Below are 19,385 nucleotides of genomic sequence, written 5' to 3'. Positions count from 1 at the left end.
ATCAACCTTTCACAATTTTTTGCATCAATATAGCAAGGCTTACTTTAATCATGTAATATGCAGATTTAAGAGGTGTGATAGAAGATTGTCCCCCTTGACGCTCTTGCATATTTACGGATATTTCATTAATGCGTAATTTTTTCTTTTTTAAATGAATAAGGACTTCTGGTTCTGGATAATCTTTTGGATAATTATGTGCAAAAATCTTAATTACTTCTCTATTGATAGCACGATACCCAGAAGTTGGATCCATAAAGGTTTGTTTTGTTAGTACTTTCAGTAGAGCAGTAAAATAAAAAATACCAATTCTTCTGGAAATACTACCTTTATAGGCTGTTTTCTCTGTAAAACGTGAACCTAGCACCATATCGCATTGGTCTTCAGCAATAGGTTTTATAATTTTGTACAAATCATCAGGATTATGTTGCCCATCAGCATCGAACTGAATCGCAATATCATATCCATTCTCATAAGCGTATTTATAACCAGTTTGTACAGCTGAGCCAATACCTAGGTTATATGGTAAGTTCACAAGGTGAACAGGAAAATCATTTACGATTTGAGCTGTTTTATCATGTGATCCATCATTAATAACGCAAATGCTTAATTCTGTAAAATGTTGTTTTAGTTTTAATAATCTTGTTAATGTATCTGCAATTGCTTCTTCCTCGTTATACGCAGGAATAATAATTAACGTTTTTGGTATTGAAATTGGTACCTCAATAGACATTATCGCACCATCCCTTATATACTTAATTATATTATAGTTATTTTTAAACGAACCTTATCTAATATACCATTAATAGTATAGCAAAATAAAGGAAAAACTGGTGGATTATTTTAGGAGACAAACAGTAAATAAAAGATAAGAGGTGGAATTTTTTACAATAAAAAATACATGCAAGGATGAAATAAACCTGTGCATGTATGAAGTGAGGGTATTGTATTAAATATTCCAAGGTTTATTTAAAGTTAAAACCTCAGCCATTTCTTTGCTTTTTAAACGTCCTTTTTTTCTATTTTCCGCACGTTCTGAACCGGTTGTGTATAACCAATGTTCTTCCTCAGTTTCAGGTAGTACTTGTGGTACCGACGAAGGTTTTCCATCTTTTATTGCTACAAATGTAATGAAGCAAGTAGCAGCAATTCTACGCTCGCCTGCTAATAAATTTTCTGCGATTACTTTTACGAAAACTTCCATTGAAGATTTCCCTGTATAACATACAAATGCTTCATAACAAACAGAATCAGCCTGGTGAATTGGAGTTAAAAAATCAACTGAATCAATAGATGCTGTTACGCAATGTTTACGACTATGTCTTGCAGCCGCAATCGAAGCAATACTATCAATTTCTGCTAATAATTTCCCTCCAAAAAGTGTTTGGTGATTATTTAAATCGTTAGGAAAAACACGTGTTGTCTTAATTGCTTTAGATTCTCGCATGAATTTCTTTTCCATATATTCAGCCCCTATAGTCTGTTTTCAATCAGAATAATATGTGTAAGCAGATTACTCATATTAGATATTTAATGAAGTAAAGTGTATTCCAAAAGAAGATTATTTAAACTTCTGTATTTGTATTCATGTAACTGAAAGAAAATTTATTTTATCTAAAATGTAGTGTAAAAGAGGATTCGCTTACATTGCAAGTAAAAAGTAATGACTATGTATTTGTCATAGAAATTCTCTATCAGCCGTGTACTCATTCATGATAGAATCGTTTTGTTATGAATGGAAATAGAGGTGCAATGGACATATGAATCATATACAAACAAATTTTTCATCTTTCTTTAATAAAATTACAATCGGTGCGATGCTCGCATTTTTTGTTTATAGTTGTTGGGCAGCATTTGAGACAAGTAAGCAATTTTTTGGAGGAAGTACAACAAGTGTAACAATCATATTAGCAATTTTTATCATACTCATTTTGTTAGTGGCATCAATTCTACAATATCGTTTTACAGATAAACAATTTCTTATTTTTCTTATAAGTATATCTATAGTTGTGAGACTTAGTATGCTGTTATTTGTAGATGCTCCAATAATTGGTGATATGAAAGTGATGTATGAGTCTGCAAAGCAGATTGCAATTGGTAATAATATAGAGACTGTAACTCATTTGCCTTTTATTATATATGAGTCAGTAATTATTCGTATATTTGGTGATACATTATTCGCTTTACAACTATTTAATGTGTTATTTTGCGCAGGAACCGCATTTTTTATTTATCGTATTGCAGCAATGGTTTTTGGAGAAGAATGCGGTCGTATTGCTTCTATCTTTTATGCTCTGTATATTCCAAATATATTCATGAGTTCCGTATTAACTCCTGAGTCACTTGCAATATTTTTATTTTATTTTGCTTGTTACATACTTTTATATAAAGGATTAGATCATCCTTATATGTGGGTGTTTTCAGCGATTTTATTTGCATTTAGTAATATGATTTTCCCAATGGGATTATTTCTTCCTATTTTTATCACGTTATATGTATTATTAATCGAAGTATTTCAATCAGCAACGAAACAAAAGGTGTTACTAAAGATGATGGGGATACTTATTCTATTTTATAGTGCCCATTTTGGTGTGAATTATGGAATTAAGACAATGGGAATGTCACAATATACGATTGCGAATGAGACGTATGTTCAATCTGTTTTAATTGGAAAAACGCAACATGAAGAAAAAATATCGAAAAATCAAAGTGTAACAGAGCATATTGATCAAAAGTTAAAAGAGATTGAGGGAGAAAGATTTAAACTTTTAGAACCGATGATAAATCAGTTTTCAGATGAGGGGATAAATTCTATTCTTTTCAAATGTGAAAAACTGATATATATAGCCGTAACATTGTTTATGACTATAGCTCTATTACACTTCCTTATTAAGAAACAACAAAATGAGGGATATATGTTGTTCTTATTTTTAATTAGTGGCTACGTATTGCTAAAGCTCTTCCAAGTAGATATGGCATATTACAATGTAATTATGCCGGCATTGTTTATTTTGCAGAGTTTTGGTGTTTATATGAGTTATGTGTATTGTCAAAAAATATTTTTCAGAAAATAAAAAGAATCCATTCTGGATTCTTTTTTTGATGGAAGTTGAAATTTAGTAGTCAGTGCAGATGAAAAGTATGCCTGACCTGAATTTTATCCCGTTATTTTCCAGGCAGTAAGCCAGTAAGCCCCCACCTCAAAATTCAGCAAAAGCAAAGAAGTTAGGTGGGGGCGGGCTGCCTGTAAAAGCCCGATTGGTGAGGGCTGATTAAAGTTTCACTTTATCTTATCGATTTAGTTCTAGTTGTAAATTATCGGCTGTTAGAGCCATTTGTGAGGAATCATCTTGAATTCCTTTCATTACTTGTGAAATAGCTTGTAGTTCGTGTTCAATTTTCTTATTCTGTTCTTTTGAGTTAGACATATCTTTTACGATTTCTTGGAAGTATCGATCTGTTGCCGACATACTATCTGTTCCTTCCGATACGAGAGAGCTAATTTGTTTCACAGAAGACGAGACACGAGTAATTTGTTCATTTGTTTTTTCGACGAGCTTTGTAACGTTAAATATAGATTCTTTCGTTTGCTCTGATAATTTTCGGATTTCGCCAGCAACAACAGAAAACCCTTTCCCAAATTCTCCAGCACGTGCCGACTCAATAGCAGCATTTAGTGCGAGTAAATTTGTTTGCTCCGCAATCGATTTAACAATATCTATGATTTCATTAATTTTGTTAGAAATATTGAGAAGTTCATGAGTATCTGTAATAATCGTTTCCATATTCATTTGAATAGATCCCATTCGTTTGTTTTGCTGGTTTAATTGTTCTTTCCCTTTATTCGCTTTTTCTTCAGATGTTGTAGCTAATGATGTACCTGTTTTAGCAATCTTTACAATAGTTTCAGATTTGGCGGTTAGTTTTTGAATAGAAGAGCTTGTTTTTTCAGATACAGCAGCTAGTTCTGTTGCGATATGCGTAATTGTCATAGCAGTTAATTCTTTTTCTTTCTCATGCTCTTTTTGCATTCTTTCATATTCAGATTCATAAGCTGCAAGAACAAGTTCTTGTTCAAGAGTGAATAATTTATTTATAACATTTATAGAATATGAAAAATCATCGATTGTCGTTATTTTTGTTTGCAAAATCTTCATGATAGAGCGGAATAATTCTTGATAAGCAGCAGTATACCATTTTCGATGTAAACCAATTTGTACATGCCTTTTGGCAATCCTAACACGCTGTTCAATAAAATCTTCATGCATATTGCCGCTGAATAATTCTTTAATATGTGTTTTTAAAGTTTGTTTTAGTTTTGAAATAGAGCTGTAACGCTCAATAATAGTAATTAAATTAGGTTGTTTTGTAATGTTGGCATAGAATTTTTCAGTAATCCAATCAATTTCTGCATAAATAAAAGGCTGTAGTACTTTTACAACTTGTAAATCTTCTTTTGAAATATGTAGCATATCCATTTGAATTTTTAATTCAGAATTAGTAGGTACATTAAAAGTTATTTGTTGGTTCTTACTTAATTCGATTATACTGGCATTTGTTTTATTAATATTTTTTTTGAAAATCCCAAGCATCATTCTTCCCCCTGTATATAAAACGTTTTCAATTTTAAAACTAATATAGAGTAATTATATATGCTTATATATAATTACTCTATATTAGTTCGTTGAATAGTATATAAATTAAGAGAATTCTATCTAGAATTCTCTTAATGGCCTTTATTAATTTTAGCATGTGTTTTAAAGAAAACAGGGAAATGCACATTATATATTACAGTGACGACACGAATAACGAATGTTACTAATAAACAAACATAGAAAGCTAATACGTGCGCCCCCATAGCGTGTGTGATTAGGAAGCTAATTGCTCCTAAGATAGAAGCGATTGCGTAAATCTCTTTTCGGAATACGTAAGGGATATCTTGAGCACAAATGTCACGCAAAATACCGCCTCCAATACCTGTAATGACTCCCATTGAAACAACTAGAAATGAGGCGTCAACATGATGTGACATTGCCGCATTTGCACCAATAGCTGTAAAAACGCCTAAGCCAACAGCATCAGAAAGCATAATAACGACTTGAAGTTTATTGATACGCTCAAAAAACATACAAGTAAATAATGCTGATAATACACTTACGAAAAAGTAAATGGGTTTTACAAATGCGACAGGGGGCAGGTTACCAATCATGATATCACGAATAATACCGCCGCCGAGCGCAGTGGCTACAGCTAAACAAAGGACACCAAATAAATCTAAATCTTTTTTTAAACCAACTAATGTACCAGAAATGGCAGCGGCGATAATGCCAAGAAACGTAAATATATCGATTAATAACATGGCCTTAATCCCTTCCTCTTAAAGATGTTCCAGAGAAAAAATATACACTAAAGTATTGGAAATAACAATTACTTTTCGCTACATGTAGAAAAACGGATAAAATTCATAAAGAAAGCGTTTGAAAATGTTTGGAAAATAACCATAAAGTAATCTGAAAAAGATATGAAAAGATTAATTTTACATTTTTTGATGTTGTTCATTTGGTAAAATATCACAATTAGAGGTAGGATGTTTATATTTGTATAAAATGATAAAAAAATATGTATATACTGACAAAAATAAGGGGATGGTTGTTAGATAGATTTTGTAAAAATAGGGGAGTATAGCTAAAGGACGATGATTTCTATTACTTATTAATACTTGTCCTGGCTAGTTTTAGCTGGAAAAATAGTTCTCGATTTGAATATGAGTTATGTTATAATTGCTAGGTGTGTTTGAATGATAAAAAATTATGATTAAAAGATAATGTTAAGATTTTGTATGGAGGTCTTGGAATGTTAGCAAATCAAGCTAGGGTTAGATTTGAGCATTTTTTGCTCTTTTTTATTATTTTACAGCCTGTTTTAGATTTATTAACGTCTCTTAGCATCACTTTATTAAAGTCAAATGCTACCGTTGGAATTTTAGTAAGATTCCTTATTATGGCTGTTGGTGGTATTTACATTTTAATTCAGGCAAAAGAGAAGGAAAATAGAAAGTTTTTAATTTATCTTATATTATTAGCCGGAGTTTTAGGGATAGGGTTTATTAATAACAAACTAGTTAAAAATCCTATTGTACTTGGTGAAGAGGTTAAATTCGTTGCGAAAGCATTATATATATATATCATGCTGGGATCATACATTTTAGCTTTAAAATCATTGAAAAAGACAGTTAATATTAGTGATAAGGTTCGAAATAGTATTGTATATTCTACATTAATCATTAACGCAATTATGGTTATTTCTATTTCAACATCTACTGACTTTGGTAGTTATGAATGGATGAAGGTTGGTTCTCGAGGTTGGTTCTATGCAGGGAATGAACTAGGTTCAATCTTAGCTATTATTTTCCCTATTGTGGTACTATATTCTATTCAAAAAACAAAGAGCTGGAAACACATTTTATATTGGATTCCATCACTTTTAATGATTTATTCGCTAATTCAAGTCGGTACAAAAGTTGGAATGGGCTCAATTGGTGCTACGTTAGGGGCAGCAATCGGAATCATTGTACTACAATTATTATTTGATAGAAAAAATCCGAACAAAAAATCCCTTGCGCTTAATGCAGTAATTGCTATGGTCCTATTAGCTGGTGTAGTTGGGACGTTTAAACAAACACCATTAGCACAAAATATGGGTATTCACAATAATTATTTATCAGAGCAAAATGTGGCACAGCAAGGTCAAAAAGAAAAAGAAATTAAAGAGAAGCTGAAAAAAGAGCAAGAACTTAAAGCAAAAGAAGAAAATCATCATAAAGTTGAAAAGCCAGAAGAAAAGGCGAAGATAGAAGAGGAAGTTAAGAAAGAGCTTGAGAAAGAGCAAAAGAAAGAAAATCAAGAAAATCTTATTTTCAGTGGACGTCAAGTATATGAAGAAAGACATAAGCAGTTCTTTAAAGAAGCGCCAATGTCACAAAAGTTATTAGGAATGGGTTATGCAGGTAACTTTAAATACAATGAACAAAAGCAGCCAGATCCAAAACTAATTGAAATGGACTTCCATGATTGGTTTTATGATTTCGGGATTATTGGCTTTGTATTACTAATGATTCCATTTATTTATTACGGGCTAAGAATTTTACTAGCATTTGCTACGAGATTTAAGGACATATTCAATATAAAATATGGAATGATTTCAGCAAGCTTATTGTTAGCGTTAGGTATTGCTTATATTGCAGGACATATTTTAACAGCACCAGGAGTTGGGATTTACTTTGTAGTGGTGTTAGCTTATCTAATAGTAGACCTAGAAATTGAATGATAAAAATAAAAGCTAACTTTTGTTAGCTTTTATTTTTTAGTACAGTAAAATAAAAATAGATGGAAACGTAGCGAGGATTTAAAGGAGGAAAAAATATGAGAATATTGCATATGAATGCAGGAGCAGAAGATGGGGGAGGGAAAACACATATTATTTCACTTCTCGATCAGTTTCCAACTGGTGAAGTAGAATTAGCAGTATTTGAAGATGGAATTGTTGCGAAGGAAGCAAGGGAGTTAGGGATAAAAGTCCATGTGTTTTCACAAAAATCGCGCTATGATTTATCCATTTTAAAGAATATAAGTGAATTTATTAATAAAGAAAAATTTGATGTAGTTCATACACATGGCCCTAGGGCTAATTTCTATGTTTCTTTAATGAAAAAGAGAATAAAAGCAAAATGGGTAACGACTATTCATAGTGATCCATTTCAAGACTTTACTAAACAGGGCTTAAAAGGTTGGATTTTTACGAAATTAAATTTGAAAGCCTTAAAAAATATAGACTTATTTTTCGTTGTAACAAATAGATTGAAAAAAAGCCTGGCAGCATTAGGTATTTCAAATGAAAAGATGCATGTTATTTATAATGGAATTGAATACGATAAGGAAAAAGCAGAAGGCTATAATAAAAAAGAAATGTTCAATATTGATGAAGATGTATTTACGGCAATTCAAGTAGCACGATTACATCCTGTCAAAGGACATGAAGTTTTATTCGATGCGTTACAACAAACAAAATTAGAGAAAATTAAAGTATTATTAGTTGGCGATGGCCCATTAGAAGAAAATCTAAAGTCATTAGCTACTGAAAAAGGGATTAACGATAAAGTAGAGTTTTTAGGACATCGTCAAGATGTAAAACAATTATTTGCGTCGTCACATGTAAATTTATTAACTTCCCATAGTGAAGGGTTCCCACTAGTTTTATTAGAAGCGGCAAATCAACGCGTACCATCAATTGTGACTAGGGCTGGAGAAATTGAACCATTAATCGTAGATGAAACTTACGGATGGATTGTGCCAACAGGTGATGGAAAGGCATTAGCATTAGCTTTAGAAGAAGCGTATGATAAGTGGAAAACTGGAGAGTTAGCAGCAATGGGTAAACATATTTATGAGCATGCTACTATGAACTTCTCACTTCAAAAACTATATGAAGATACAAAGGAAACATATAAGCAATTAATAGCGAAAAACTTGTAATGATAGAGAGGATAGTTAACTATGGCAGTACAAACAGTTGATATTCTAGGCGTTCCTTTTTCTACAATGACAATGGATGAAACGGTCCAATATTTAAAAGAACAACTAGAAGCGGAGCGAACTCATACGTTTCAGGTAGTAACAGCAAACCCTGAAATTGTTATGTGCGCAAAAAAGGATGAAAAGTTCTATCAAACATTATTGAATACAGATTTAATTACACCTGATGGTATTGGGGTTGTAAAGGCAAGCGGGATGCTTGGTACACCTTTAAAAGAACGTGTAGCAGGTTTTGATTTAATGTGTAATTTACTTGCGAAGTTATCAGAAGATAGTAAGCCGGTATCTGTTTTCTTATTAGGTGCAAAGCCGCATGTTGTACAAGCTGCAGCAGATCATTTAACAAAGACATATTCAGCTGTATCCATCGCCGGTATACAAGATGGTTATTTTAAACAAGAAGACGAAGAGAATATTATTTCTCGCATTCAAGAAGCAAAACCAGATTTATTACTTGTTGCACTTGGTTTCCCGAGACAAGAGAACTTTATCCAAAACAATAAGCATCGTTTAGAAACGAAAATGGCTGTTGGAGTGGGTGGAAGTTTAGACGTATGGGCTGGAGAGGTAAAACGTGCACCAAAATGGATTCAAGCGATTCATTTAGAGTGGTTTTATAGATTATGCAGTAATCCAACACGCTGGCGTCGTCAGTTAGTATTAGCGGAATTTTTAAAAGAAGTAATGCGTTCGAAAAAGTAGCGAAATATCGCTGCTTTTTTTATTTGTTCATTTTTAATAAATTGAAACTTTAATCAGTGAGGCATCCCCACTGATTATTAGCTCTCACCAATCGGGATAGACGTTTTACTTTTTGGGAATGATGAAGGAGAATTTTTTACACAAAAGTATTTTACTTATACAATTCACACATGTAAAATGATGTGTAAAGACACCTGTGTGAGGAGGACTTCTAGTGGGCAAGGTAAAAGAAATTTCGAAGCGCAAACTACTTGGTATAGCTGGGCTTGGATGGCTATTTGATGCAATGGATGTTGGAATGCTTTCATTTGTAATGGTAGCCTTGCAAAAGGATTGGGGATTAAGTACGCAAGAAATGGGCTGGATAGGCAGTATTAACTCAATCGGTATGGCAGTAGGAGCGCTTATTTTTGGGATACTATCAGATAAAATAGGGCGAAAATCAGTCTTTATTATTACATTATTATTATTTTCTATCGGTAGTGGTTTAACTGCATTAACAACAACACTTGCGATGTTTCTCGTTTTACGCTTTTTAATTGGTATGGGGCTTGGCGGAGAGCTTCCGGTTGCCTCTACACTAGTATCAGAGAGTGTTGAAGCGCATGAGCGTGGGAAAATTGTTGTTTTATTAGAAAGTTTTTGGGCAGGTGGATGGCTAATTGCAGCTCTTATCTCGTATTTTGTTATTCCTAAATATGGTTGGGAAGTTGCGATGGTATTGAGTGCAGTTCCAGCATTATATGCTTTATATTTAAGATGGAATTTACCGGATTCCCCAAGGTTCCAAAAAGTTGAAAAAAGGCCATCTGTTATTGAAAATATAAAATCAGTTTGGTCTGGGGAATATCGTAAAGCAACAATTATGCTATGGATTCTATGGTTTTGTGTTGTTTTTTCCTATTATGGAATGTTCCTTTGGTTACCGAGTGTAATGGTGCTAAAAGGATTTAGTTTAATAAAAAGTTTCCAATACGTACTTATTATGACATTAGCTCAACTTCCAGGATATTTCACAGCTGCTTGGTTTATTGAACGTCTCGGTCGTAAATTTGTTTTGGTTACGTATTTAATCGGGACAGCTTGCAGTGCTTATTTGTTTGGGGTTGCGGATTCATTAACAGTATTAATCGTGGCAGGTATGTTACTATCCTTCTTTAACTTAGGTGCTTGGGGAGCATTATACGCCTATACACCTGAGCAGTATCCAACGGTTATTCGTGGTACAGGTGCAGGAATGGCAGCAGCATTTGGTCGTATTGGTGGTATTCTTGGGCCACTATTAGTGGGATATTTAGTTGCCTCAGAAGCTTCACTATCATTAATATTTACGATTTTCTGTGGATCAATTTTAATTGGTGTGTTCGCTGTAATAATACTTGGACAGGAAACGAAGCAACGAGAATTAGTATAAAGTGAAAATTTAAACGTATCCTGGATCGTTTATCATCCTACACTACTCGGCTCTTTATAGGCAGTTAGTACGGGATAAAGGGGGAGAGGAAACCGAAGTGGTTTCCTTTTTTCTGTTTTTTTAGATAAATAATGGTATAGTAAGAAAAAGGGATTATTTCTTATAAAAGCGAATGTATACAACAGGACATATGGACAAAGAATTAGGTGGTTGAAGAAATGAAAATTTTACTGATTATGGAAGAGGCAGAAGAGAGAAGAGAGTTAGCTGAAAATTTCACTGAAAATATGAGAAATGTAGAATGTTTTGAAGCAAAGACAGGAACAGAATCTTTATTTATGATGAAAAAACATATACCAGACTTTGTTTTTTTAAGTTCCAAATTACTAGATGGTACTGGTTTTGAATATGCAAGTTTATTACGAGAAATAAATTGCTATACAAAATTTATTTTTGTAGGTGAAAACATAGAAGAATCTATTACAGCTTTTCGTTTCCAAGCATTTTATTATTTATTGCGACCATTTCGTGAAGAAGATTTACAATTTCTTTTATATAAAATAGGTAAAGAACAAGGTGAGAAAGCAAAGAGTTATTTGCGAAAACTACCGATAGAAAGTCAAGAGGGCATACGATATATTCTTCCAGAAGATATCGTATATGTAAGTAAAAATAAAGAAAATAAAACTGTTTCAATTTACACAACGAATAATCAGTATATTTCAACATATACACTTCAGGAATTAGAAAATAAGCTAAATGCATATGATTTTTTACGTGTACATAAAAGCTATTTAATTAATATGTCATATGTAAAAGAACTGAAACCTTATTATAATGGCACGTATAATTTGTATTTAGATAGGTATGATGAGCAACCGATTCCAGTCAGTCGTAATTATGTAAAACGCCTTCGAAATAACATTGAATTATAGTAGATAATGAGAGTATTTTAACATGATAAACTGAAAATCCTTCATGATAGGGAGGATTCAAGTTAAATATTCAGAAAATTTAGTACAATCTCCACTAAGAAATAGTATTGGGGGAATTGTATGTGAAGACATTGAAATCGATCTTACTTTGGGGCGTTATTACAGCAGTAGGAGCAGGTGCTTTTGGGGTAATAGCTTTATCACAAGGTGAAACCATTAATGCTGTATGGCTCTTAGTAGCTGCCGTATGTGTATATGCAGTTGCTTATCGCTTTTATAGTAGATTTATAGCGAGAAAGGTTTTTAATTTAGATGATAATCGGCAAACACCAGCCCATACATTAAATGATGGGAAAGACTATGTTCCAACAAATAAGTGGGTATTGTTTGGACATCACTTTGCAGCGATTGCTGGAGCGGGACCTTTAGTAGGACCGATTTTAGCGGCACAAATGGGGTATTTACCAGGGACCATTTGGATTATTGTTGGGGTAGTTGTTGCGGGGGCTGTCCAAGATTTTGTTATTTTATTTGCTTCAATGAGACGTAATGGTAAATCGTTAGGAGAAATGATTAAAGATGAGATTGGACCTGTTACAGGACTAATTGCAATGATAGGTATTTTAGGAATTATGATTATTTTATTAGCAGTATTAGCGTTGGTCGTAGTAAAGGCACTAATCGGAAGTCCTTGGGGAATGTTTACGATAGCAGCAACGATTCCTATCGCTATTTTAATGGGAGTTTATATGCGCTATATTAGGCCTGGTCGTGTTGGAGAAGGATCAGTAATCGGTATTATCCTACTTATTTTATCTCTTGTTGGAGGACAGTATGTAGCAGAAAATCCAACACTTGCAAGTATGTTCACATTTAGTGGTGAAACAATTGCTATTATGCTTATTGTATATGGATTTATTGCATCTGCATTACCAGTTTGGATGCTTTTAGCACCACGTGATTATTTAAGTACATTTTTAAAAGTTGGAACAATTGTAGGGTTAGCAATCGGTATCTTAATTGTAGCACCAGATTTACAAATGCTAGCAGTTTCGAAATTTATTGATGGAACTGGTCCTGTGTTCTCTGGAAACTTATTCCCATTCTTATTTATTACTATTGCTTGTGGTGCAGTGTCTGGATTCCATGCTCTCGTTTCATCAGGTACGACGCCGAAGATGATTGAGCAAGAGGGACACGCACAGCCAATCGGTTATGGAGCAATGTTAATGGAGTCGTTTGTAGCAGCGATGGCGATGATTGCAGCTTGTGTATTAACACCGGGAACGTATTTTGCAATTAATAGTCCCGCAGCACTTATCGGTACAGATGTCTCGCAGGCAGCTCAAGTTATTTCCTCATGGGGATTTGCTATTACACCAAATGAACTAAAAGATCTTGCTGTAAATGTTGGAGAGCAAACGATTTTATCACGTACAGGTGGTGCGCCAACATTAGCGATAGGTATGGCATATATTTTCTCACAAGTAATAGGTGGAACGGCCATGATGGCATTTTGGTATCATTTTGCGATTCTCTTTGAAGCCCTATTTATTTTAACAACGATTGATGCCGGAACGCGTGTCGGCCGATTTATGATTCAAGATATTTTAGGGCATGTATATAAGCCATTTGGGAAAACGGATTCTACATTAGCGAATGTAATCGCTACAACGTTATGTGTATTAGGGTGGGGATATTTCTTATACCAAGGGGTAATAGATCCGCTCGGTGGAATTAATACATTATGGCCACTTTTCGGTATTGCAAATCAAATGCTAGCAGGTATTGCGTTATTACTTGGAACGACAATTTTGTTCAAAATGGGAAAAAAGGCGTACGTTTGGGTAACACTTATTCCAACTGTCGGGTTGCTGATTGTAACAATGACGGCGGGGTATCAAAAGCTATTTCATGAAAATCCTAAAATTGGATTTCTATCGCATGCAAAGGTATTTCAGAGAGCATTAGATGAGGGAAAAGTGTTAGCGCCAGCTAAAAATGTCGCTCAAATGAAGCAAATTATTTTCAATGATTATATTGATGCAGCGCTTTGTGGGATTTTTATGATAGTTGTAATCGCTGTGTTAATTTCAGCACTTCGAATTTGGATACAAGTATTAAGAAATAAGCCAATGCCGTTAAAGGAGGCACCATATATTCCGAGAGATGAAAGTGAGTCGAGGAACTATGCTTAAAAAGCTGTGGCAAGTATGGAGGGAAAGAAAACGCTTTATTAGTTTGCTCGTTGGGGTACCAAGTTATGAAGTATATGTGGAGCATATGAAAAAGCATCATCCTGAAGAAGAGGTTTTATGTCAAAAGCAATTTTTTGCTGAGGCACAAGAAGCAAGATTTAACGCAAAGGGTGGAAAAATATCACGCTGTTGTTAATGAAAAAGGGCGAGTTTTCGCCCTTTTTATTTTTTTGCTGTTTCACGTGGAACAGCAAAAAATAAATAAAAACTTTGGGAATTATAGGGATTTCGTATACAATAAAGTAAGGAAAGGGATAGATAGAAAAGTAAGGAGATCATTTTATGTTAAAGGACTTATTTGTAAATACAACAATTATTCTTTCCTTTATTTTTGTTGGAGGTCAGCTTTTAAGAGATAAGCCGTTAAAAGAAGGATTCTCTTTTGGGCAGAAATGTGTAGTAGGCATTTTTACTGGGATACTAGGTATATTACTAATGTATTTCGGTGTTCGTGTTGGTACCATCCTATTGGATTTACGCTACTTAGCTGTTATTCTAGCTGTTATTATTGGAGGGCCGATAGCGAGTACCATAACAATTATTATGATTTTAGTAACTAGACTGTTGTTTATGGATTATTCATTAGCTTCTCAAGTGGCCTTTTATACAATCATTGCGATAGGAATAGGGAGTATCTTTATTTCGCGTATGAAGCTTTCTTTAGGGGAAAAGTGGGTATGGTTACACGCATATATTTTATCTATTCTAATCCCAGCGTTATATATATGGTTAATTAAAGAGATCCACATAGTGGGATTATATTTAATTTCTAGTATTATTACAGGTTACATAACATTCATAAGTGCAAATTATGTTTTACAATCCAATGAGCTATTTCAAACGATGAAGCAATACGCAACGATAGATGCATTGACAGGTCTAGGAAACGTAAGACAGTTTGATTTAGAGATGAATCGTCATATTAGTAATAAACACTTGAAAAACGATTCACTTTGTTTACTACTTATAGATATTGACCATTTTAAGCATGTAAATGATACGTATGGGCACCCAGCGGGAGACGAAGTGTTAAAACAAGTAGGGCATATTTTGCGAGAAATGTCAGCATTTCCGGATTTGGTTTTTCGAAAGGGTGGAGAGGAGTTTGCGCTTTTGATACCAAGGAAAGGAATAGCTTATGGAATTCATGTTGGGGAACAAACTCGTATAGCTGTTGAAAAACATTCATTTGAATTGTTAGATGGAACAAAAATAAAAATTACAGTTTCGGTAGGGGTTTCAGAGTATGAAGGGGCATCAGAGCAATTTATTCAAGCGGCGGATGATGCGTTATACTACTCGAAACGAAATGGTAGAAATAAGGTCAGCTCTGTATCTTAAAGATAAGATGACCAGAAGACATAAAGCTTATAAAAAACACTCACAGAGGCAATGTATGAACTTTGTGAGTGTTTTTTATTTATATATTAGACAAGCTCTTTTGATACAACAAATTTACGATATGCACCATGGTGAGTTGGACCTACGTATTCGTTAATTTTGAATGAGTAACGAATAGCAGCCGTGATGAATTCTTTAGCAGTTTTTACTGCTTCTTTCACAGGTTTTCCTTTTGCAAGTTCTGCTGTAATTGCAGCAGAATATGTGCAACCTGCGCCGTGTGTATTTGTCGTATCAATTTTTTCTGATTCTAGAAGGTCGAATGTTTCTCCATCATATAGGACGTCGATTGCAGTTTCCGTACCAAGTTTGCTACCGCCTTTAATTAGGACGTATTTCGCACCTAAAGCATGGATCTTTTTCGCTGCTTCTTTCATGTCTTCAAGAGAATTAATCTTTACGCCACTTAATTGGTAAGCTTCAAATAAGTTTGGTGTTACAACTAATGCCTTTGGAACAAGAACGTCACGTAAGCAGTCATTCGTTTCAGGATGTAATGCTTCATCAGCACCTTTACATACCATAACAGGGTCAACTACTACATTATTGAAATTGTGCTTTTCGATTGTTTCTGCAACCATTTCAATAATTTCTACTGATCCAAGCATACCTGTTTTTAAAGCGTCTACGCCAACACCTTCAATTGTTGTTTCTAATTGTGGTTTTAATGTAGAAGCTGGGATTGGAAATACGTTATGTGCCCAACCGTTATGTGGATCCATCGTTACGATTGTTGTAAGAGATGTCATTCCGTATACGCCCAGTTCTTGGAATGTTTTTAAATCTGCTTGTATACCAGCACCGCCACTTGTGTCAGAACCAGCGATAGTAAGTGCTTTATTTAATGTCATTATGAAAGCCCCCTCGAGTGATATAATGAAAACTATGTTCTCACCATTATATCAATGTTACGAATAAGTACAAAGTGAAAAGTAGATGATTTATTTTAAGAGCTATTTAAAATCTTGTATGCAGGAGACTGAGTATGTTTCGAGATAATCGTACAAATGAATTAGTTATATTAAAGGAAATTGCAGAAACATTAAATACATCAAATGATACATATCATGTATTGCAAGCTGTCCTAGAGAAATTACTAAGTGTAACAGGTTTAACGACAGGATGGATTTTTCTTGCGGATGAAAATGGGAAGTATACGAAGTTAATTGACTATCAATTACCAGAGGCACTGACATATGAAAATAAACGCCCGATGTGCGAAGGTGAATGTTGGTGTTTACGAGGTTTTGTAGATGGAAAATTAGAGAGAGCCGTTAATATTATTGAATGTAAAAGAATTAATAATGCAATTGAATATAATTGGGGAGATACGGAGGGCATTCTTCATCATGCTACGGTTCCTTTAAAAGCTGGGGGAGAAAAATTTGGGGTGTTAAATGTTGCAAGTCCGGGTAAAACACATTTTTCAGAAGAAGAATTAGTATTACTCCAATCGGTTGCTTTCCAAATTGGTACGGCTTTAAAGCGAACAAAATTATATGAAAATGAAAAGAGAAGAGCACATTATTATGTGAAATTAGAGCGTTTCATTCAAGATTTAAAAACGATTCATAAGTTTAATGTACTACCTGAAAAAGTGGTAAATCACGTAGGTGAAGTATTTCAATGGAATCAAGTAGCGCTTTTTATTAGGGAGGAAAAAGAATTATCTCTGCGAGCGTCTTACGTTCAGGAAGAGTTACAAGAGGATGTAAAAGAGGCGGCCAAGAGGGCGTTAGAACAAGATGAACCAGTTCTAATAAAACATCAAATAGGACATAATGTACATCTAAATCGAGCTGTTATTGCTACACCAATACATATTCAAAACCATATATTTGGTGTTTTATGTGTTAGCTTGAATAATGGAGAGTTTGATGCTAATACAATAGACGTAATTCAAGCATTATCGAACCATGTTTCGTTAATAATAGAGAATTTGAGGTTAAACGAGCAGCGCCGTGAACTTGTACGAATGGAAGAAAGAAATCGGTTAGCAAGAGATTTACATGATTCTGTTTCGCAAAAATTATTTTCATTAACCTTCATGACAAAAGGCGCCGAGGCAGTTTTAAAAGGTAAAAATGAAAAGGTAGATCAATCTTTGCATGAGATGCGTGAACTTGCGCAAGGAGCTTTGAAAGAAATGAGGACATTAATTTGGCAGCTTCGTCCGGCGGGATTAGAAAAAGGATTATTGCCAGCTCTAAAGCAGTACGGTGAAAATTTGGGACTGAAAATTAGGGAGCAAGTTACGGGTGTTCGTGATTTACCTCGTGTAGTAGAAGAAGCTTTGTGGCGCATAGGCCAAGAAGCACTGAACAATGTAAGTAAGCATGCAGGTGTAAAAGAAGCGACGATTTATTTTACAGTGAATGAGAAAAATGTATCATTAGAAATAGTTGATCAAGGAAAGGGATTTGTGGAAAAGAATATAAAAGAAAAGAAATCACTAGGTATGACTACGATGCGTGAAAGAGTAGAATTAGTTGGTGGAACAATTAAAATTGTAAGTAGTAATAAACGAACGAGCGTAAAAGTAAATGTACCATTATGATGTGAAAATGAGGGAAGTTTGTGAAAATAAAAGTATTGTTAGTTGATGATCATACAGTCGTTTTAAAAGGATTAGCATTTTTCTTAAGTACACAGGAAGATTTAGAGTTAGTTGGAGAAGCGAATAATGGGAAAGAAGCGTTAGTGAAAGTAGGAGAAACAAATCCCGATGTTATATTAATGGATTTATATATGCCTGAAATGGATGGTGTTGAGGCGACGGCATATATAAAAAAAGAGTATCCAAATGTGAAAGTAATTGTATTAACTAGCTTTTCTGATCAGGCGCATGTGTTACCTGCATTAAGGGCTGGAGCAAGTGGGTATATTTTAAAAGATGTAGAACCAGATCAGCTTGTTGAGGCTATTCGAAGCGCATATAAAGGTAATATTCAATTACATCCGGATATAGCAAATGCTCTTCTCTCTCAAACATTACCTGTAGAAGAAAAGGAAGAAGAACCTTCTATTCAAGTGGATGTGCTAACAGCGAGAGAAAATGAAGTATTGCAGCTATTAGCGAAAGGGATGAGCAATAAGGAAATTGCATCTGTTTTAGTTATTACAGAAAAGACGGTTAAGGCGCATGTAAGTAGCATTTTGAGTAAGTTGAATTTATCTGATCGTACGCAAGCGGCATTATATGCAGTTAAAAATGGAATTGTATAAGACGAAAGTCGTAAGACCAAGTTCGCCTTTAGAAGGTGGACTTTTTTTATGGAAAAATACGTCTATGTGAGGACGAAATTGTCTTTATATAAAGATAAAATATGTTTGTAAGCAACAAAACAACAATTACAAGGGATACCTTTTTTGAAAGCATATAACAACATAAGAGTGAGTACTAGGAGGAATAAATAATGGCAACAGTTTTATTCGTTAAAGCAAATAACCGTCCAGCGGAACAAGCAGTTAGTGTAAAATTATATGAGGCATTTTTAGTGAACTATAAAGAAGCACACCCAAATGATACAGTAGTAGAACTTGATTTATATAAAGAAGAATTACCATACGTAGGCGTAGACATGATCAATGGTACATTCAAGGTAGGTAAAGGATTTGATTTAACAGAAGAAGAAGCAAAAGCAGTAGCAGTTGCTGATAAGTATTTAAATCAATTCCTAGAAGCTGATAAAGTTGTTTTCGGCTTCCCATTATGGAACTTAACGATTCCAGCAGTATTGCACACATATATTGATTATTTAAACCGTGCTGGTAAAACGTTTAAATATACGCCAGAGGGTCCAGTTGGCCTAATTGGAGATAAGAAGATTGCATTATTAAATGCAAGAGGCGGCGTATATTCAGAAGGTCCAGCAGCTGAGGTAGAAATGGCTGTTAAATATGTAGCAAGTATGATGGGCTTCTTCGGCGCAACAAACATGGAAACAGTAGTTATTGAAGGGCATAACCAATTCCCAGATAAAGCAGAAGAAATCATCGCTGCAGGTCTTGAAGAAGCAGCTAAAGTAGCAAGTAAATTTTAATTAAAATTATAATCGTCACTCGAAAAAAGCAGCATTAACATGTA

The 19,385-nt window shown here is 34.2% G+C and carries 17 protein-coding genes and 1 pseudogene; 12 read left to right on the top strand and 6 right to left on the bottom strand.

Features of this window, described 5'->3' with window-relative positions; all coding sequences use genetic code 11:
- Nucleotide 1 precedes the first annotated feature (1 nt).
- Together GBN91_RS16200 and GBN91_RS16195 are read right to left on the bottom strand one after the other, a co-directional pair.
- Nucleotides 2-730 (bottom strand): glycosyltransferase family 2 protein, encoded by a 729-nt coding sequence (locus tag GBN91_RS16200; RefSeq protein ID WP_000021476.1) that lies wholly within the window; start codon nt 728-730, stop codon nt 2-4.
- Between the two features lie 216 nt (nt 731-946).
- The gene (locus GBN91_RS16195) at nt 947-1,459 is read right to left on the bottom strand and encodes an acyl-CoA thioesterase (RefSeq protein ID WP_000412123.1); all 513 of its coding nucleotides are present in this window, start codon (nt 1,457-1,459) and stop codon (nt 947-949) included.
- 298 nt (nt 1,460-1,757) lie between these two features.
- Here GBN91_RS16195 and GBN91_RS16190 point away from each other — a divergent pair, with 298 nt between their 5' ends.
- On the top strand, nt 1,758-3,071 hold the full coding sequence (locus tag GBN91_RS16190) for an ArnT family glycosyltransferase (protein ID WP_152121770.1): 1,314 nt from the start codon (nt 1,758-1,760) through the stop codon (nt 3,069-3,071).
- A 216-nt stretch (nt 3,072-3,287) separates the two neighbouring features.
- Here GBN91_RS16190 and GBN91_RS29715 read toward each other — a convergent pair whose 3' ends face one another.
- The 3 genes and pseudogenes from GBN91_RS29715 to GBN91_RS16180 form a co-directional block, all read right to left on the bottom strand.
- Nucleotides 3,288-3,989 carry a methyl-accepting chemotaxis protein gene (locus GBN91_RS29715; RefSeq protein ID WP_481747375.1) on the bottom strand — a complete coding sequence of 234 codons (702 nt, stop codon included), beginning with the start codon at nt 3,987-3,989 and terminating at the stop codon, nt 3,288-3,290.
- 54 nt (nt 3,990-4,043) lie between these two features.
- Nucleotides 4,044-4,589, bottom strand: a pseudogene (locus tag GBN91_RS29710) (protoglobin family protein); the annotation flags it as partial.
- 134 nt (nt 4,590-4,723) lie between these two features.
- The gene (locus GBN91_RS16180; protein WP_000924371.1) at nt 4,724-5,356 is read right to left on the bottom strand and encodes a trimeric intracellular cation channel family protein; all 633 of its coding nucleotides are present in this window, start codon (nt 5,354-5,356) and stop codon (nt 4,724-4,726) included.
- A 494-nt stretch (nt 5,357-5,850) separates the two neighbouring features.
- Between GBN91_RS16180 and GBN91_RS16175 the strand changes: the two genes are divergently transcribed.
- From GBN91_RS16175 to GBN91_RS16135, 8 genes are all read left to right on the top strand, one after another.
- Entirely contained in the window at nt 5,851-7,323 is a 1,473-nt protein-coding gene (locus GBN91_RS16175) for an O-antigen ligase family protein (RefSeq protein ID WP_000880755.1), read from the top strand.
- 95 nt (nt 7,324-7,418) lie between these two features.
- On the top strand, nt 7,419-8,528 hold the full coding sequence (locus GBN91_RS16170; RefSeq protein ID WP_001221227.1) for a glycosyltransferase family 4 protein: 1,110 nt from the start codon (nt 7,419-7,421) through the stop codon (nt 8,526-8,528).
- 21 nt (nt 8,529-8,549) lie between these two features.
- A complete protein-coding gene (locus tag GBN91_RS16165; protein ID WP_000290748.1) occupies nt 8,550-9,290 on the top strand; it encodes a WecB/TagA/CpsF family glycosyltransferase in 741 nt (246 codons plus the stop codon).
- 214 nt (nt 9,291-9,504) lie between these two features.
- Nucleotides 9,505-10,704 (top strand): MFS transporter, encoded by a 1,200-nt coding sequence (locus GBN91_RS16155; protein ID WP_000521077.1) that lies wholly within the window; start codon nt 9,505-9,507, stop codon nt 10,702-10,704.
- A 218-nt stretch (nt 10,705-10,922) separates the two neighbouring features.
- Nucleotides 10,923-11,639 (top strand): LytR/AlgR family response regulator transcription factor, encoded by a 717-nt coding sequence (locus tag GBN91_RS16150; RefSeq protein WP_000698256.1) that lies wholly within the window; start codon nt 10,923-10,925, stop codon nt 11,637-11,639.
- A gap of 122 nt (nt 11,640-11,761) precedes the next feature.
- Nucleotides 11,762-13,837, top strand: a complete 2,076-nt coding sequence (gene cstA, locus GBN91_RS16145; RefSeq protein ID WP_152121766.1) for a carbon starvation protein CstA — start codon at nt 11,762-11,764, stop codon at nt 13,835-13,837.
- A complete protein-coding gene (locus GBN91_RS16140) occupies nt 13,830-14,033 on the top strand; it encodes a YbdD/YjiX family protein (protein WP_000914505.1) in 204 nt (67 codons plus the stop codon). The genes cstA and GBN91_RS16140 overlap by 8 nt, the downstream gene beginning before the upstream one ends.
- Nucleotides 14,034-14,179: 146 nt before the next feature.
- The gene (locus GBN91_RS16135) at nt 14,180-15,238 is read left to right on the top strand and encodes a GGDEF domain-containing protein (protein WP_000910191.1); all 1,059 of its coding nucleotides are present in this window, start codon (nt 14,180-14,182) and stop codon (nt 15,236-15,238) included.
- Nucleotides 15,239-15,324: 86 nt separating this feature from the next.
- Here the strand turns inward: GBN91_RS16135 and pdxK are convergent, their stop codons facing one another.
- A complete protein-coding gene (gene pdxK / locus GBN91_RS16130; RefSeq protein ID WP_000174264.1) occupies nt 15,325-16,149 on the bottom strand; it encodes a pyridoxine/pyridoxal/pyridoxamine kinase in 825 nt (274 codons plus the stop codon).
- Between the two features lie 134 nt (nt 16,150-16,283).
- Between pdxK and GBN91_RS16125 the strand changes: the two genes are divergently transcribed.
- The 3 genes from GBN91_RS16125 (at nt 16,284) to GBN91_RS16115 (ending at nt 19,341) form a co-directional block, all read left to right on the top strand.
- The gene (locus tag GBN91_RS16125) at nt 16,284-17,855 is read left to right on the top strand and encodes a GAF domain-containing sensor histidine kinase (RefSeq protein ID WP_000488144.1); all 1,572 of its coding nucleotides are present in this window, start codon (nt 16,284-16,286) and stop codon (nt 17,853-17,855) included.
- 20 nt (nt 17,856-17,875) lie between these two features.
- Complete coding sequence (locus GBN91_RS16120) at nt 17,876-18,523, top strand: response regulator (RefSeq protein ID WP_000695799.1); 648 nt, start codon at nt 17,876-17,878, stop codon at nt 18,521-18,523.
- A 191-nt stretch (nt 18,524-18,714) separates the two neighbouring features.
- Nucleotides 18,715-19,341 (top strand): FMN-dependent NADH-azoreductase, encoded by a 627-nt coding sequence (locus GBN91_RS16115; protein WP_000246744.1) that lies wholly within the window; start codon nt 18,715-18,717, stop codon nt 19,339-19,341.
- Nucleotides 19,342-19,385: the final 44 nt, after the last annotated feature.

The sequence above is a fragment of the Bacillus sp. B1-WWTP-T-0.5-Post-4 genome, assembly GCF_009183795.1.
GTDB lineage: Bacteria > Bacillota > Bacilli > Bacillales > Bacillaceae_G > Bacillus_A > Bacillus_A cereus.
This window is presented reverse-complemented; position numbering and strand designations above follow the sequence as displayed.

Coding starts and splice junctions, on each gene's coding strand:
- GBN91_RS16190 (WP_152121770.1), top strand. CDS start 1,758: ATGAATCATATACAAACAAATTTTTCATCTTTCTTTAATAAAATTACA.
- GBN91_RS16115 (WP_000246744.1), top strand. CDS start 18,715: ATGGCAACAGTTTTATTCGTTAAAGCAAATAACCGTCCAGCGGAACAA.
- GBN91_RS16195 (WP_000412123.1), bottom strand. CDS start 1,459: ATGGAAAAGAAATTCATGCGAGAATCTAAAGCAATTAAGACAACACGT.
- GBN91_RS16125 (WP_000488144.1), top strand. CDS start 16,284: ATGTTTCGAGATAATCGTACAAATGAATTAGTTATATTAAAGGAAATT.
- GBN91_RS16140 (WP_000914505.1), top strand. CDS start 13,830: ATGCTTAAAAAGCTGTGGCAAGTATGGAGGGAAAGAAAACGCTTTATT.
- GBN91_RS29715 (WP_481747375.1), bottom strand. CDS start 3,989: ATGACAATTACGCATATCGCAACAGAACTAGCTGCTGTATCTGAAAAA.
- GBN91_RS16200 (WP_000021476.1), bottom strand. CDS start 730: ATGTCTATTGAGGTACCAATTTCAATACCAAAAACGTTAATTATTATT.
- GBN91_RS16165 (WP_000290748.1), top strand. CDS start 8,550: ATGGCAGTACAAACAGTTGATATTCTAGGCGTTCCTTTTTCTACAATG.
- pdxK (WP_000174264.1), bottom strand. CDS start 16,149: ATGACATTAAATAAAGCACTTACTATCGCTGGTTCTGACACAAGTGGC.
- GBN91_RS16135 (WP_000910191.1), top strand. CDS start 14,180: ATGTTAAAGGACTTATTTGTAAATACAACAATTATTCTTTCCTTTATT.
- GBN91_RS16170 (WP_001221227.1), top strand. CDS start 7,419: ATGAGAATATTGCATATGAATGCAGGAGCAGAAGATGGGGGAGGGAAA.
- GBN91_RS16150 (WP_000698256.1), top strand. CDS start 10,923: ATGAAAATTTTACTGATTATGGAAGAGGCAGAAGAGAGAAGAGAGTTA.
- GBN91_RS16180 (WP_000924371.1), bottom strand. CDS start 5,356: ATGTTATTAATCGATATATTTACGTTTCTTGGCATTATCGCCGCTGCC.
- GBN91_RS16175 (WP_000880755.1), top strand. CDS start 5,851: ATGTTAGCAAATCAAGCTAGGGTTAGATTTGAGCATTTTTTGCTCTTT.